Source organism: Chryseobacterium sp. MP_3.2, from assembly GCF_035984805.1.
GTDB lineage: Bacteria > Bacteroidota > Bacteroidia > Flavobacteriales > Weeksellaceae > Kaistella.
In genome coordinates this window covers 79277-94907 of the sequence record NZ_JAXCHW010000012.1, presented here as the reverse complement: position 1 = coordinate 94907, position 15631 = coordinate 79277, and the positions used below count along the sequence as shown (strand labels likewise).

General features: G+C 35.4%; 16 protein-coding genes. 4 read left to right on the top strand and 12 right to left on the bottom strand.

The genetic code is table 11. The annotated features are described in order from the left end of the window. Positions 1–376: 376 nt before the first annotated feature. Together RCH13_RS12850 and RCH13_RS12845 are read left to right on the top strand one after the other, a co-directional pair. Entirely contained in the window at positions 377–2392 is a 2016-nt protein-coding gene (locus RCH13_RS12850; RefSeq protein WP_326987649.1) for a M3 family metallopeptidase, read from the top strand. Position 2393: 1 nt separating this feature from the next. Continuing rightward, positions 2394–2771 (top strand): hypothetical protein, encoded by a 378-nt coding sequence (locus RCH13_RS12845; RefSeq protein ID WP_326987648.1) that lies wholly within the window; start codon positions 2394–2396, stop codon positions 2769–2771. 55 nt (positions 2772–2826) lie between these two features. On the opposite strand, the gene RCH13_RS12840 is transcribed toward RCH13_RS12845, so the two are convergent. Beyond that, a complete protein-coding gene (locus RCH13_RS12840) occupies positions 2827–3786 on the bottom strand; it encodes a lysylphosphatidylglycerol synthase transmembrane domain-containing protein (protein ID WP_442784633.1) in 960 nt (319 codons plus the stop codon). Positions 3787–3885: 99 nt separating this feature from the next. Next, complete coding sequence (gene panD / locus RCH13_RS12835; RefSeq protein WP_326987646.1) at positions 3886–4236, bottom strand: aspartate 1-decarboxylase; 351 nt, start codon at positions 4234–4236, stop codon at positions 3886–3888. A gap of 400 nt (positions 4237–4636) precedes the next feature. Here panD and RCH13_RS12830 point away from each other — a divergent pair, with 400 nt between their 5' ends. After that, positions 4637–4939, top strand: coding sequence for an HU family DNA-binding protein (locus RCH13_RS12830; protein WP_326987645.1), 303 nt, complete (start codon positions 4637–4639; stop codon positions 4937–4939). A gap of 62 nt (positions 4940–5001) precedes the next feature. Here the strand turns inward: RCH13_RS12830 and pdxH are convergent, their stop codons facing one another. Then, the gene (pdxH, locus tag RCH13_RS12825; RefSeq protein ID WP_326987644.1) at positions 5002–5646 is read right to left on the bottom strand and encodes a pyridoxamine 5'-phosphate oxidase; all 645 of its coding nucleotides are present in this window, start codon (positions 5644–5646) and stop codon (positions 5002–5004) included. Positions 5647–5698: 52 nt separating this feature from the next. Here pdxH and RCH13_RS12820 point away from each other — a divergent pair, with 52 nt between their 5' ends. Next, a complete protein-coding gene (locus tag RCH13_RS12820) occupies positions 5699–6247 on the top strand; it encodes a YqgE/AlgH family protein (RefSeq protein WP_326987643.1) in 549 nt (182 codons plus the stop codon). A 145-nt stretch (positions 6248–6392) separates the two neighbouring features. Here RCH13_RS12820 and RCH13_RS12815 read toward each other — a convergent pair whose 3' ends face one another. The 9 genes from RCH13_RS12815 to RCH13_RS12775 all read right to left on the bottom strand — a co-directional run bounded on the left by RCH13_RS12815 (position 6393) and on the right by RCH13_RS12775 (position 15523). After that, positions 6393–7199: an aminotransferase class IV gene (locus tag RCH13_RS12815; RefSeq protein WP_326987642.1), complete on the bottom strand. Its 807-nt coding sequence runs from the start codon at positions 7197–7199 to the stop codon at positions 6393–6395. Between the two features lie 72 nt (positions 7200–7271). After that, on the bottom strand, positions 7272–7658 hold the full coding sequence (locus tag RCH13_RS12810) for an START-like domain-containing protein (RefSeq protein ID WP_326987641.1): 387 nt from the start codon (positions 7656–7658) through the stop codon (positions 7272–7274). A gap of 136 nt (positions 7659–7794) precedes the next feature. Then, positions 7795–8970 (bottom strand): aspartate aminotransferase family protein, encoded by a 1176-nt coding sequence (locus tag RCH13_RS12805; RefSeq protein ID WP_326987640.1) that lies wholly within the window; start codon positions 8968–8970, stop codon positions 7795–7797. A 6-nt stretch (positions 8971–8976) separates the two neighbouring features. Continuing rightward, complete coding sequence (locus tag RCH13_RS12800) at positions 8977–9579, bottom strand: hypothetical protein (protein WP_326987639.1); 603 nt, start codon at positions 9577–9579, stop codon at positions 8977–8979. A 15-nt stretch (positions 9580–9594) separates the two neighbouring features. Continuing rightward, positions 9595–11331: an OstA-like protein gene (locus RCH13_RS12795; protein ID WP_326987650.1), complete on the bottom strand. Its 1737-nt coding sequence runs from the start codon at positions 11329–11331 to the stop codon at positions 9595–9597. Between the two features lie 2 nt (positions 11332–11333). Beyond that, on the bottom strand, positions 11334–11804 hold the full coding sequence (locus RCH13_RS12790) for a Fur family transcriptional regulator (RefSeq protein WP_326987638.1): 471 nt from the start codon (positions 11802–11804) through the stop codon (positions 11334–11336). Between the two features lie 96 nt (positions 11805–11900). Then, on the bottom strand, positions 11901–13892 hold the full coding sequence (locus RCH13_RS12785; RefSeq protein WP_326987637.1) for a KUP/HAK/KT family potassium transporter: 1992 nt from the start codon (positions 13890–13892) through the stop codon (positions 11901–11903). 112 nt (positions 13893–14004) lie between these two features. Continuing rightward, positions 14005–14988: a pyruvate dehydrogenase complex E1 component subunit beta gene (locus RCH13_RS12780; RefSeq protein WP_326987636.1), complete on the bottom strand. Its 984-nt coding sequence runs from the start codon at positions 14986–14988 to the stop codon at positions 14005–14007. A gap of 115 nt (positions 14989–15103) precedes the next feature. Beyond that, a complete protein-coding gene (locus RCH13_RS12775) occupies positions 15104–15523 on the bottom strand; it encodes a DUF2147 domain-containing protein (protein WP_326987635.1) in 420 nt (139 codons plus the stop codon). Between the last annotated feature and the right edge of the window lie 108 nt (positions 15524–15631).

The window sequence follows — 15631 nt, the reverse complement described above, 5'->3', positions numbered from 1 at the left end:
CGAATAATCCTTTTGAGTGCGCTTTACATAACGCGTAACTTCCTGTTCTTTCATAATGATACTTTTTGTGTATCGCTATTTCAGGACTAGACAATTCCAGGAATTAAAATCCTTCATGATGTTTACATTTTGCCAGACTTTTTCATTGGGAACATTAATCACTATCGATTATTCGTAATGATAATATTTGCCCAAAATCAACATCGTTGCGATTATGAGAACTAAAATCACACCTGTAATTTTCAAAAATGTTTTCACGGTTTTTTTTGATTTCTATTATAGTTCATGGTTCTAGTGCATTTGTAATCCCTTTATTTAAAGTATAAAATTAAGTAAATTTGCACCACACTTTGGTTTTATTCAAAAAATATAAAAAATGAACAATATCTTAATACAAAATTTTTCTACCCTTCATCAATCAGCTCCTTTTACCGAAATAAAAGAAGAATATTATCTCCCCGCAATTCAAGAACTGATCAAAACTTCTGAAAAGGAAATAGATCATATCGTAAATGATAGCGAGGATGCAAATTTCGAAAATGTGATTGAGGCCTTAGCATTCTCCGGCGAAAAACTGGAAGTTGTTTCAGGAATCTTTTTCAATCTTAATTCTGCAGAAACGAACGAAGAACTACAAAAAATCGCACAAGAAGTTTCTCCTTTATTGACCGAATTCTCCGCAAAAATTTCTCAAAATACCTTGCTTTTTGAAAAAATTAAAAAAGTTTTTGAGGAACAAGATAAATACAATCTTACAGAAGAACAGCAAATGCTTTTAACAGAAACTTACAAAGGTTTTGTGAGAAGTGGCGCTTTACTTAATGATGCGGATAAAGAGAAACTAAAGAACATCAGTGTAGAGCTGTCTAAAAAATCTTTAAAATTTGGAGAAAATATTTTGGCGGAAACCAACAGTTATTTTAAACATATTACCAATGAGAAAGATTTGACCGGAATTCCGGCAGCAGTTTTAGCGCAATACCAAGAAGAAGCAAAAGAAAGAAATCTGGACGGTTACGTGATTACTTTACAATATCCCAGTTATCTTCCTTTAATGACTTATGCCAAAAACAGAGACTTAAGAAAAGAATTGGCCACAGTTAGCGGAAAAAAATCTTTTAACAATAATGAATTCGATAACCAAGATTTAATCAAAGAAATTCTTTCTTTAAAGCAAGAAAAGGCTCAGCTTTTAGGGTATGCCAATTATGCAGATTACGTTTTGGAGGAAAGAATGGCAAAATCTCCACAAAAAGTTTCAGAGTTTTTACAGGAACTACTTATTAAAGCTAAACCTTTTGCCGAAAATGAAGTTGAAGAACTTAAAAATCTTGCGAAAGCTGATGGAATTGAGAATATGGAAAGTTTTGACCATGCCTATTATGCGGAGAAACTTCGGAAACAAAAATTTGATATTGATGATGAAGAGTTGAAACCTTATTTTCGATTAGAAAAAGTTCAAGACGCCGTTTTCAATCTTGCTAAAAAACTTTTTAACGTTGATTTTGTAGAAACTACCGAAATTCAGAAATACCACGAAGACGTAAAAACATACGAAATTTTCGAGAATGGAATGTTTAAAGCGCTTCTTTACGCGGATTACTTCCCGAGAAAAGGAAAACGCGCCGGAGCTTGGATGACGAGTTTTAAAAGCCAGTCCATTCAAAATGGAGAAAATAACCGTCCGCATATTTCCGTAGTGTGTAATTTCTCAAAACCCAGTTCTGACACTCCAAGTTTGTTAACTTTTCAAGAAGTGACCACGCTTTTCCATGAATTTGGACACGCTTTACATGGCATTTTAGCCAACACTACTTATCCTAATCTTTCTGGAACGTCAGTGAAATGGGATTTTGTTGAACTTCCTTCACAGTTTTTAGAAAACTATTGCTATGAGCCAGAATTTCTAGAAACTTTTGCAAAGCATTATGAAACAGGAGAGATTTTACCCCGAGAAAAGATGCAGAAAATTTCTGAGTCGAAGAATTTTATGGAAGGTTACCAAACATTGCGTCAACTTGGATTAGGAATGTTGGATTTGGCTTACCACTCGAAATTAGAAAAAATTGCTGATGTAAAAACTTTTGAAGTGATGGAAACACAAGCAACCAATCTGTATCCTAGTAATCCCGAAACGGCAATGAGTACAAGTTTCTCTCATATTTTTCAAGGTGGCTATTCTGCAGGATATTATTCTTACAAATGGGCAGAAGTTTTGGATGCAGACGCTTTTCAATACTTTAAAGAGCATGGAATTTTCAATCCAGAAATTGCAGCGAAATATAAAAAATTATTATCGTCAGGTGGAACAAAAGATCCGATGGAACTCTACAAAGATTTCCGCGGAAGTGAACCAAAAGTTGAAAGTTTATTAAAAAGAGCATTTGGATAAAATGGAAATACAAAATAATAACATTCCCGCAATTAGACTTTTGCGCGATGATCAGGGCGAAAGTTATTTCGAAAAAGGTAATATACTCACTGCTAAAAAAATTAAATCCGAAGATTTCTGGTTCGCCAATGAAATTGATGAGTGGCAAATCGGACCGCATACCGCGCCAAGAAAGCAATTTGTAGTCACCTTAAGTGGCAAGTTAAAATTTACAACCAGCGATGATAAAAGCTTTATCATCGAGCCTGGAATTGTTCTGCTCGCGGAAGATATTGAAGGTGAAGGTCATATTTGGGAAATGATTGAGGGCCATAAAACCTGGCACCGTATTTACATTCCGCTTGTAGAAGAATCTGAGATGTATTTTTGTAAAGAATAATTGCTGTTAATGGAGTCTGAAGTATTAAATGCGTGCGGAGAGAGTACGCATTTTTTTATTTCGATTTTACTGCATTCCGGGCTTTTGCCAGCATGGGAATGGAAATAATTCCCATTACAATCATTAAAACCAATTGCATGGTATGAGAGATAAAGGCGTAGGACAAACCGACTTCGCCACCTTCTTCCGGGTTTTTTCCCATGGAAAGAAATAAGGCCATCATTCCCAGTTTTAAGGCGAAATGAAAGGCACCAATTCCGCCAGAAGCTGGAACCATCATGCCTAAAGTTCCCACCACAATAATGAAAAATCCATCTGCAAAAGTAAGATCTGCCGTTTCTGGCAAAGCAAAACAAATGAGATAAGCCGCTAAATAATAGGACATCCAAATCCCGAAGGTTAAAAGGATAAACTTCCCTTTTTCCTTCATTTTAAAAATAGAAGTCAGGCCGTGTAGAATTCCTTTTCCAAAATCGATGACTTTTTGGTACAATGTGAATTCCTGCAATTTTTTCCGAAGTGCAAAAAATATGACTGCGAGTAAAACTGTAATTCCAATGATCCAATACAAGATAAAACTTTGACCTTCTTGCGGGCCCTTGGATTTTTCGTCTGTTACGTAGCGGTAAAAAGCGAGGATTGCATCATATTTAAAGAGGAGCGTTAATCCCAAAAACATCATCATGCAGAATAAATCCACTACCCTTTCTAAAATTATGGTACCGAATGATTTCTCTACCGGGACTTTTTCTACGCCATAAAGTGCCGTTGATCTGGCTAATTCACCACTTCTAGGAATCGTAAGATTCATTAAGTAACCAAAGGAAATAGCCCACAAAGAATTAGAATTTGAAATTTTATAACCCATAGGTTCCAGCAAAAGATTCCAGCGCACGGCCCGAAACCAATATGCAAGTAAACCAAAAATAGCCGCTACAAAAACCCAAAAATAATTGGCTTTTGCAAAGTAGCCAGCGATTTTATTAAATTCCATTCCCTTCAAAGCAAACCACATGAAAAGTGCGGCAATTCCAAGAGAAATAGCAATGGTCAAAAATGTTTTTAAGGGATTTGATTTTTTAATTACTTCCAAGAGAGAGGAGTTAGCGAAGAGTTAGGTAAGAAGATTTGTTTTTTCGTCAGGGAAAATAATTTTCGGCTGAAAATCTTTAGCTTCTTCTGGAGTCATTTGCGCATAAGAGATGATAATGATAACGTCTCCTTTCTGCACGCGCCGTGCAGCGGGACCATTGAGGCAAATTTCACCTGATTTTCTTTTACCCTTAATGGCATACGTATCAAAACGCTCCCCATTGTTAACATTTACAATGTAAACGCGTTCCCCCACCATAATACCCGATGCATCTAAAAGATCCGCGTCAATGGTGATGCTGCCTATATAATTCAGGTCTGATTCTGTTACACAAACTCTGTGAATTTTCGATTTAAATACTTCAATTAACATGGCGCAAATTTAATTATTTTAAATAAAAGGAAAGCTAAAAATTGAGTATTTAAAAAAATTTCAGAATCGAACGCTATAGTATTGAATATCAGATATTTTGGCACTTTTGCAGCAATAAGTATTTAACATTTCACATTCGTTTATATAAAGAAAAAAAATTCCACATTTCGCAATTACAAGTTTATATTTTGGAAAGAGAATAATGTTAGACTTTAAAAGGGATTCCTTAGTTTTGAAATATTATAAACCTCGATAATACGTCATTGACCAATTTCAAAAATTTTTATAATATAATCGGGTTCCATAGTTTTTTTATTAATTATTTGCAAATAATTTGCACAATATGAAAATTGTTTTATATTTGCTTTAACATTAATACTAACCTTAATACGTAATAATTATGAACAAGTCTGAATTGATCGACGCAATCGCGAAAGACGCGAGTATCACTAAAGTTGCTGCAAAAGCTGCTCTAGAATCTTTTATTTCTAATATCATGAATACTTTGAAAGAAAAAGATGGAAAAGTTTCTCTAGTAGGTTTCGGTACTTTCTCTGTAGCAGATAGAGCTGCAAGACAAGGAATTAACCCTGCAACTAAAAAACCGATCCAAATTGCTGCTAAAAAAGTTGCTAAATTTAAAGCAGGAGCTGATTTATCTGCTGCGGTAATGGAAGGTATGACTGCAAAAAAGAAGAAATAATCTTTCCTTAGTATAAAGAATAAACCTCATCAATCTGATGAGGTTTTTTTTTTTGTCTTATTCTAAGGAGCTAAGCGAGAGATTTTCCAATCGAAATCTTCCTGCAACTCATAAATAATTCGATCATGCAGCCGATTAGGTCTACCTTGCCAAAACTCGATCTCATAAGGCTTGGCTAGATAACCGCCCCAGTTTTCTGGTCGTGGAATTTCTTTCCCTTCCCATTTTATTTCCAAATTCTTTAAATTATTTTCTAAAAATTCCCGGTTTGGGATCACTTGGCTTTGCGGAGAAACCACAGCTCCAAGCTGACTTCCGGTTGGTCTGGAGTGAAAATAGCCATCGCTTAAATTGGGTGCAATTTGCTCTAAATCTGCTTTAATAATAATTTGACGTTCTAAATCTGGCCAAAAGAAATGGAGACAGGCTTTGTGCGTGTCTTCAATTGCTTTCCCTTTTTTGCTTTCATAATTGGTGTAAAATATAAAACCTTCCCAAGTGTAAGATTTTAGCAAAACCATTCTTGTTCTTGGGCATCCATCTTGCTCTATCGTAGAAATTGCCATCGCGTTGGCTTCGGAAACGTGAGAATTCTCTTCCGCCTCCCCAAACCACAACCGAAACTGCTCTATGGGATTTTCTTTGATTTGATTTTCAAGAAGTTGAGATTTTTCATATACTTTTCTCTTATCAGATAGGTTTTCCATACTTTATTTTTATTAATTTTGGAAGAGGTTCCATAAAAAACCCTAATTCCAGATGACTCATTCTTACAAAGGTAAAATTTTAATTTCCACTCCTGATATTGCGGGAGATATATTTTCTCGCTCGGTGGTTTTAATTGTGGACCATAATGAGGATGGCGCTTTCGGCTTAATTTTGAATAAAAAAAATAAAGGAGTAAGTTCTAGATTGCTGGATATTTTCGGTTTTGCGGTAGACGTTTATGCAGGTGGTCCTGTAGAAAACAACAAAATCTTTTTTATCAGTAAAGGCGAGAAAGTAACAGAAGAATATGTAGAAATTAATGATGAATTTTATCTCACCGAAGATATTGAAAAGGTAGTATCTGGTATTGTAGAAGGAAAAATTTCTGTACCAGATGTAAAAGTTTTTTCGGGATATTCTGGGTGGGGTCCACAACAGTTAGAAGGAGAAATTCTGAGAAAAATGTGGACTACGGTGGAAGTTTATGCCTTAGATTATACTTCGGCGAATGATCAAAATCTATGGAAAAACATCATGCAAAACTTAGGAGGAGAATTTTTGCTCTGGGCAAATTCCCCAGAAGACGTCTCTATGAACTAAAAGAAAGTTCCGTTATTAACTTTAACAAATATTTAATACTTTCCCCTATAATTTAAGAAGTCCGCTCTCGTTCTAAAGAGAGAAAAGGAAAGAAAAACCCGGTCAATGACTTTATATTAAAGGTTGTTTACTGGGTTTGCCAATTCTAGTTGAAACTCAGTTTCCATTTTTCAATCAGCTCTGTAAATCGGGTAGTTTCGAATGTTTTATTTCTAATTTTGGTAACGCTGAAAATTCCTTTTTCATCAGAAATCATTATAATTTCTTCCGCTTTTTGGGATTCGAAAGCAATCATTTCTGATTCTACAATTACCGCGAGATTGCTTTTATGAAGAAAAGTAACGAAGTTTTCCATTAAAGGGGAAATATAAGCGCCTTCACTTTGCTTCGGAATTTTTATGGTTTTTCCTTCTAAAAAAAGGAGATTTCCGTAAATACTTCGGGCAATTTTCTTGTTGGAATTTAAGAGAATCACATCATCCAAGTCATTATCTCGCGCGTAAATTTCTGCGTAGATATTTTCTACAGAATGCACTTTAATAGTGCTTAAAAAATGGGTATTCACATGGATTTCTTTAATCATATCCATTTGATGTTCTCCCCTAATCTCTAAGACATCTTCTGTAACTTCAATATCATAATAAAAGGAAACACCCGCCTTTTCTAGCGCAGTTTCTTCTGAATTTCGGTAGACCATCAATTGAATGGTGGCGTTGGAAATTTCTTTGGACAAAATATTCTCTCGAAAATAATTTACGAAATATTCTAAGGTGTAGCTTAACGGAATTTGAAGCCTCAATTTCCGCATAGAAGCCATCAAAAAGAAATAACATTCCTCTGCCAAAATAAGTTGACCGTTTCTTACAAAAAATGAAACTTTCACAGCATCTCCAAAAAGGAAAGCTCTATTTACAAGTGGTGAATTTTCTGAAGTGAATCTTTGTGTTCCCAAAATATATTTGAATTTACTTTAAAAAAATAATGAACGAATAATCGTTCATTAAATTTATATGTTTAAAAAAAATTAAGCTGCTCCTAATTTAATTTTAAGATTTTCTATGAGGTTTTCCCAGTACAATCTGTTCTCCTCTTCATCACCTTCTTCACAGAAATCGGTAATATTTAAGGATAAATCATCTGTAATATCATCAATAACGATGGTCATTTCGAAAAAATTCTTGGTCCCTTCATCTTCTTCCCAGCGGAAACGGACAAAACTTTCCGGCTTGTAACGAATAAGTGTTGCTTTTTCTGCAGGACTGCCGTTCCAGCTAAAGAAAAAATCGTCTCCTTTCTCTAAAACATCATCAGCGAACCATTCAGAAAGTCCTTCTGCACTTGCCATATATTCATATAATATTTCTGACTGACAGTGCATTGCAAATTCATACTGCACTTTCGTTTTCGCCATATTGCTCTTTTTTATTGAGTCGCAATATATAAATTAAATATTGATTATAGCAACTATTTCAAGCGAAAAAACAGGAATGTTTAGAGACAGAAAAATCCCTTTGGATTTACGTGATTTTAAGGCTAAAGAACTGCAATTAAACTTCTTCCAAAACTTCTAAAATAACTTGGCACCCTTCGAAAATTTCTTCTTTAGACAAAGTTAGCGGCGGCGAAATGCGCAAGTATTCATTGCGGTATAATTGCCAAAAAACAATCAATCCTTTTTCCATACATCTTTTCGCGACATGTAATGTATAGTCAGGTGATCCTAGATTGACCGCTAACATTAAACCGCGACCGTTAATGTTTACAATTTTCGGGTGAACCAATAGTTGACGGAAGAACTTTTCTTTTCCTTCCACTTCACTCATCAAATCACTTTCTACCACCTCTTTTAGCGTGGCAAAACTAGCCGCGGAAATTAAAGGATTACCGCCAAAAGTGGTGATATGACCTAATTTCGGGGAATGTGAAAGGGTTTCCATTATTTTTCGGGAACTCATAAATGCACCCACGGGAACACCGCCACCCATTCCTTTTCCTAACACTAGAATATCTGGAACCATGCCGTAATGTTCAAAAGCGAATAATTTTCCAGTCCTTCCAAAACCTGGTTGGATTTCGTCTAAGATGAGGAGCGCTCCAACTTCCTCACATCTTTTTTTAAGGTTAAAGAAGTAATCGGAATCGGGAAGCAAAAAACCCGCAGCACCTTGGATTGTTTCTGCTAAAACACACGCCGTTTTCTCCGTAATCTTGCTAAAATCATCTTGATTATTAAACCCAATAAAATTAACCATTGGTAAAAGTGGACGAAATTCTCTTTTATGATATTCATTGCCGGAAACAGAAAGTGCTCCGTGCGTATTGCCATGGTAAGAATCTTTCATGGAGATGATTTCTTCCCTGCCCGTATATCTTTTTGCGAGCTTCAAAGCGCCATCAATCGCTTCTGCACCTGAATTTACAAGGTAGGTTACTTCTAAAGGTTCTGGTGTAGAATCTGCTAGAAGTTTGCATAGTTTAACGGGCATTTCTTGAGCATACTCGCCGTAAACCATCACGTGCAAATATTTTTCTGCCTGTGTTTTGATGGCTTCGACAATTTTCGGATGAGAATGTCCTAAAGTATTGGCAGAAACCCCCGCCACGAAATCCAGATATTTTTTTCCGTCTGTACCATAAATATAAGATCCTGAAGCTTTTTCTACTTCAAATCCGGCCGCGAATTGGGTGGTTTGAGCTTGGTATTTAAAAAAATCTTTGTGCATGTTGATCTAAAATACTGGATTAGTACGTTCGTTATTTTTGATATTTATTTTAGCTTCATTTTCGGAATTGAATTGTTCTGTTTTGAGTAATTCAGCTGCTATAATTTCTTTCCAATATTCTAATTTCGCTTTCTCTGTGCCTGAATTAGTCTGACTATCCATCATCGCTTGAACTTTGTAATATTCATTCAAACGAATCTTTAAAATTTCGCTCGCAAAATCAAATCCTTTCCAGAGTTTTGATTTATTTAGAAAAAGATCTTCTCTCATCTTTCGCGCGTATATTTCAGCCATATCAAAGCTGGTCTGCTGATACTCTAAGTAATCTGCAAGGATGGTGGAATTTTCGTCAATGATTGATGCAGACTTAATAAACTTATTGGTAATATTTTTATTAAAGTTTTTGTTAAAAACCCCAAATCCATTCAGCTCCCAAGAAAGAATAAAAGTACTTTTTAACGGAGTAAAAGAATCTACTTTTTTAATCTGAAAATCTTCCGCAGTTAATTTTCTAGAGTGCGACCACAAGAGTTCATCCCCTTTCAACATTTGACTTTGAATAAAAGATAAAGCAAAAATGAAGAAAAATAGAGCAAGTAATTTTTTCATTGATTCTTAAATTTTCTATTTTCGAACGCGCTTCGGTTTCTTGGCTTCTTCCGCAGCTTTAGCATCATCTACCACTTTTTGTGCAGCATTGAACAACGCATCATCTGATACATATTGAATTTCCTCGTAATTGGGTGAATCCACAAAAATATCTTGCCATTTGCGGAGTCGGTCTTTTGTATTCCAATTAAAATCTGAGAAAAAACGCTTCTCCCGAGAAATTTGACTCATAGGAAATATATCAGTTTGGGCACCGATGTTACAGGAAATAATCTGAACGCGTCGTGCTTCAAACTCTGCTTCAATGGTTCCACAGGTAGAAAGTGCAATTCCAATTCTTTCTACTTCTTTGGTTTTTTCATTTTCATCATCTGCGTAGGTTATTGCCTGTGCATTTCCGATAACTTTAGCCAAATTGATATCGTTGTCTTTATAATAAATGATCATGAGTTTTCCTTTGATCTGATTGAATTCATCTTTCAGATTTAAAGAATCTGCTTTGCTAATGGCAAAAGCGTTTCCGATGACTTTTAAAGAATCAATATTTTCATTTTCTGTATTAAAATAGGCTTCAATTTTATCTCCAGTTACTTGTTTTTCTCCACTCCACGCAATTGGTTTTCCGAATAAATTCATAATTCCGTCCGTTTCATTGAAGGTGAGAGAATCTGTGCGCAGTTGAATATTAGATTTGTACATTCTGGACTTTCGATAGGTGCGAAGAAAACTCTTTTTCTTCAAAGGATTCAATTCATCTACTTTTTGATAGGCCAAGATTCGGTCTGCAGAAAAATACATAGAATCTTTCTCCAGAATCTTCACTGCGTAAGGTTTTTCCGTCATCATGGCAGAATCTTTTTTCTCATAGATTTCTCCATATCCGCCTTTCATGTAGCGATTTTCTTGCGGATCTCTTAAAGTGACATTCCCTCTAGCTTTTCCGAAACCAGTTAGCTGATTAAAGTACATATCATCACCCGTCAAAGTTTTTCCGTTATAATTAATACGGGAATTCTTTTTAAGGTAAACTTCCTTGGTATTCATGTTATAAGAACCTCTTTCAGTATAGACCAAATTAGCCGGATTTTGCTTATTGATGATGGTGGTAGGACCAAAAAAATCTGCCGTATTGGTGTTCTGATTTTGCTTAATATTTGTTCCTTCTACGGTGTAATCAGGATTATTGATTTTTACATTTCCGACAAAATCGATGATTTTAGAATCCAAATTGTAAGTGGCAGATTTGGTGTACATTACATTGGTAGCATCAGAAATAGTTCCACCCGTGTTGAAATAGGCTTTATTAGAAAGGCGATCGTAGTATAAAGTTTCTGTTTTAATAGTCTGTTTGGGATCGGTAAGAATTACATTTTTTCTGGCTATCCCTTTTTGGGTATTTCCATCATATTCCATTTCTCCCGCGGTAATTACAGAGCCATCAACATTTTGAAGTTTTACATTACCTATTGCTTTTACAAAGTTTTGCTCTTCGTAAAAAATAACCTCATCCGCAGTGAGCACAGAACCTTGTTGTTCAAACTGAACATTGCCTGAAAAAAAGGGATTGCCATTGTATTTATCGAGAGATTTTTGGAAAAAATCAGAATGGATAAGACGTACTTTTTCTCCCGCAGGTGAATTTTGTTGCTTGTTAAAAAAAGGATCTTTTACTAAAGGATCAGTGGGTTTGGTATTAATCTGTCCGAAAATGGTAGCGGAAAGAAATAGAAAAAAAACCAGAACTATTTTCATCATTATTTTTTGGTACCGTAAAAATACAGAGAATGCGAATCGATTTTCACGCCAAACGCACTTTCAATAGAATCTTTGATGCCCTGAATTCTAGGATCGCAAAATTCTATAATTTCTTGAATTTCTTTGTCTGATCCATCTTTATAAATCACCAAGTGGTCATGTTGCTTGTCAAAATAGGATTTTTCATAGGAGGAAGAAGTCAACGTTTTTTCTCCAAACTGGTGTTTACGAATTAATCCCGCATCCAAAAATATCTCTATAGTGTTATAAATGGTCGCTTTGGAAACGTGGTATTTTTTCTGCATCATCAGAATGTACAAATCATCTACGTTGAAATGATGTTCCATGCTGTAAATTTCCTCTAATATCGTGTATCGCTCCGGCGTATTTCTGAAGCCTTTGTCCATTAAATACTGTCTGAGAGCTTCTTTTATAGTGGCGATATTTAAGTCTTTCTGCTTTGTGTTCATCAAAATAATTATGTGCAAATTTATTGATTTTATTCCAATTAACAGGGTTGGAAGAAATTCAAATAAAAATCCTGAACTAAGTTCAGGATTAAGATTTTAGGAACGGTAATGTCTGAAATCAACTTGCTTGATCTTTTTGGTAACCACTTGCGGATCCAATAATGGTGCAGATTCTACCACTACATTATGAGGAGAAACGCCCCAGGCTTTAAAATCATCACTCCCAATATATTTTACAAAATTGTAAATATTGAGCGTTAATTTTTCCTTCACCGTTAATAAAGTATCATTTATATAGGTGTTGTCAATGATTACATACTTTAAATCTGGGGGAATATTATAGCTGCGAAGAGAAGGATGACTGCTTCTGTAAGGAATGCTTCCTTCTTCCATCATGTCTGCCAAAACCTGATCAAAATAATCATTAATTCTGCGATCTATTTTAAAACCGAGCAAGAAATTGATTCGATAAATAGTTCCGGGCATGATTTCGTCTACCGTATATTTAAAAGTAAAGGGATCTTCTTGATTTATAATATTCAAGATGAAATAGTGATCTGCTCTCTTTGGCTGTTTCCGTAAAATGGAATAGATAATTTTCGATTCAATCTCGTCGTCCCTTTTTGCACGACTTAAAAATGCTAGATTGGTTGCATATTTAGGAATGGTTTCATCCAATTTTAAGTCTTTGATGATAGGAACATATTTATCCAACTTCACAAATTTGATAAACTTAGATTTTATTCTTCGCCCGTTATACCAAGCGTACATGCAGACTGCAATAAATCCACCAAGAACAACGGTAAGCCAACCACCATCAAAGAATTTGATAACATTAGCGTAGAAAAATCCTAATTCAATGGTGAGATACAAAACGATAAATCCAATGGCAAATATTTTATTCACCCTGCTTCTACTCAGCCAAATAAAGAGGAGAATAGTGGTCATTAACATGGTGATGGTTATTGTTAAACCGTAGGCAGCTTCCATAGCTTCTGACTCTTGGAAATAAAGAACTACTATAAAACATAAGACCATTAATCCCCAGTTAATCCGGGGAATATACATCTGACCTTTTATACCAGATGGATAATCAATTTGCTGATTGGGCCAAAAAGTAACGGACATCGCTTCAGAAAACATCGTGAAAGAGCCTGTAATAACAGATTGACTTGCAATAATCGCGGCAAAAGTTGCAAGAACAACTCCTGGTAAAACCGCCCATTCTGGCATAATACCAAACATTGGATTAATACCTTCTGCCACGCTATTTGGATTATCTAATAACCACGCTCCTTGTCCTAAATAATTTAAGATTAGCATGGTCTTCACAAAGATCCAGCTCATCCGAATATTTTTCTTACCACAATGTCCTAAATCAGAATACAATGCTTCTGCTCCCGTAGTACAGAGAAAAACAGCACCCATAATGATAATGGCGCTTGGCGAATGAATAATTAAATTGTAAGCGTAATATGGATTAAAAGCCTTAAGAATTTCTACATGATCGAAAATATGGATTCCACCAAAAATTCCCAAAACTAAAAACCAGAGTACCATCACAGGTCCAAATAATTTCCCTATGGACGCTGTCCCAAACTGCTGTACGAAAAATACGATGGCTAAGATAACCAAGGTAATTCCTACAACTGGAGTATTGGGGGAAAATATTTTGAGTCCTTCTACGGCAGACATCACCGTTAACGAAGGGGTAATGATACTGTCTGCAACCAATGTGGCTGCACCGATGATGGCAATAAGATAGAGGTACCTTTTTTTGAGGCGCTTGACCAAAGAATAAAGAGATAAAATTCCCCCTTCACCTTTGTTATCTGCACGTAACGCGATGATCACGTATTTGAGTGTGGTTTGCAAGGTTAGGGTCCAAATGATACAAGAAAGTGCGCCTTCAATGTATTCATCAAAAGGCAGACTTGCAGATGCTTCTCTGGCATTCATAATCGCTTTCATTACATAAAGCGGCGATGTACCAATATCTCCGAAAACAATACCTAAGGAAACCAAAACTCCCATAGCGGTGAGCTTTTTCGTGTCAAAATGATGACCTCCTTCTACCGTGTCTGACATTATTCTAAATATTTAATGCGCAAATGTAGATTAAAAAGTATTTCTCTCCCTATAATTCCTGCTGAAATTTCTATGCTTATACTAAAAGAACTCCCGATTGGGAGTTCTTTATTTATGCTTTAAGATACATGGCATTCTTAATTTCTTCTTTTACTTTTTCCAATTTCGGGAACCATTCTGCAAATAATGCGGAGGAATATGGCGCCGGAGCATCTGGTGTGGTAATTCTTTTAATCGGAGCATCTAAATAATCGAAGGCTTTCTGCTGCACCATATAAGTTATTTCTGAAGATACTGATCCAAAGGGCCAAGCTTCTTCTAAAATCACCAATCTATTTGTTTTCTTTACGGATGAAATTACAGTATCAAAATCTAAAGGACGAACTGTACGAAGATCAATTACTTCTACAGAAATTCCTTCCTTCGCTAAATCTTCTGCAGCCTGCATCGCTAATTTCATAATTTTTCCGAAAGAAACTAAAGTAACATCTGTTCCTTCTCTTTTAATATCTGCTTTACCAATTGGCAAATAATATTCTTCTTCTGGAATTTCCATTTTGTCACCATACATTTGTTCCGATTCCATAAAAATAACAGGATCGTTATCTTGAATGGCAGATTTTAATAAACCTTTTGCATCATAAGGATTAGAGGGAACAATCACCTTTAAACCAGGAATATTTGCAAACCAACTTTCTAAAGCTTGGGAATGTGTAGCTCCTAATTGTCCGGCTGAAGCAGTAGGACCCCGGAAAACGATAGGGCAATTCCACTGACCACCCGTCATCTGACGAATTTTTGCAGCATTGTTGATTATTTGATCAATACCAACCAAACAGAAATTGAAAGTCATGTACTCTACGATTGGTCTATTCCCATTCATAGCTGATCCAATGGCGATACCAGTAAAACCTAATTCAGCGATTGGCGTATCGATTACTCTTTTTGCGCCAAACTCGTCCAGCATTCCTTTGGAGGCTTTGTAAGCACCATTGTATTCTGCAACTTCTTCACCCATTAAATAAATAGATTCATCTTTGCGCATTTCTTCACTCATTGCCTGTGCAATTACCTCCCGAAAAGTATATTCCTTCATATCTATTGAAAAATTAAGGTACAAAAGTAAAGATTTTTTCGCACATTTTTCGTTTGAAGAAGCACAAAAAAAAGCAACTCTTTCGAATTGCTTTTCCAAAGTTGAGTTCTTTGAATTATTTTACTTTAGTCCAAGTTTGCGTTCTTCCAATTAAGGAGAAACCAATGTAACCTCTAACATTTAACTTATCACCATCTCTAGTAATGTTAGACTTGTAGGTTTTACCAGTTTTCGGATCTGTAATGGTTCCACCTGTAAATTCAGAGCCATCTTTTTTCATACCTCTTAGAACTTCCATTCCAAGGATTGGTTTATTTTTTCGGTCATCTTTACAATCCACACAATTTGCAATTGCAGGTTTAATTAAAAGTTGAATGACTTTTCCATAATATTTACCATCTGCTTTTTTGGTAATTTCTACAATGGATTTGGCTTGGCCCGTTTCGTCATCAATGGTTTTCCATTTTCCCTCGATCTGAGCGTAAGAAAGTGTTGCGAAAAATAAGGCAACGAAAGCAAAAGCTATTTTTTTCATTTTAAAATTGTTTAAATATTTTAGGTTGGATAAAAGTAATTAAAAAAAGTTAAACACCAAATTTAAAATTATTCACAACATACAGTTTAAAGTATTCAAAAGATGATT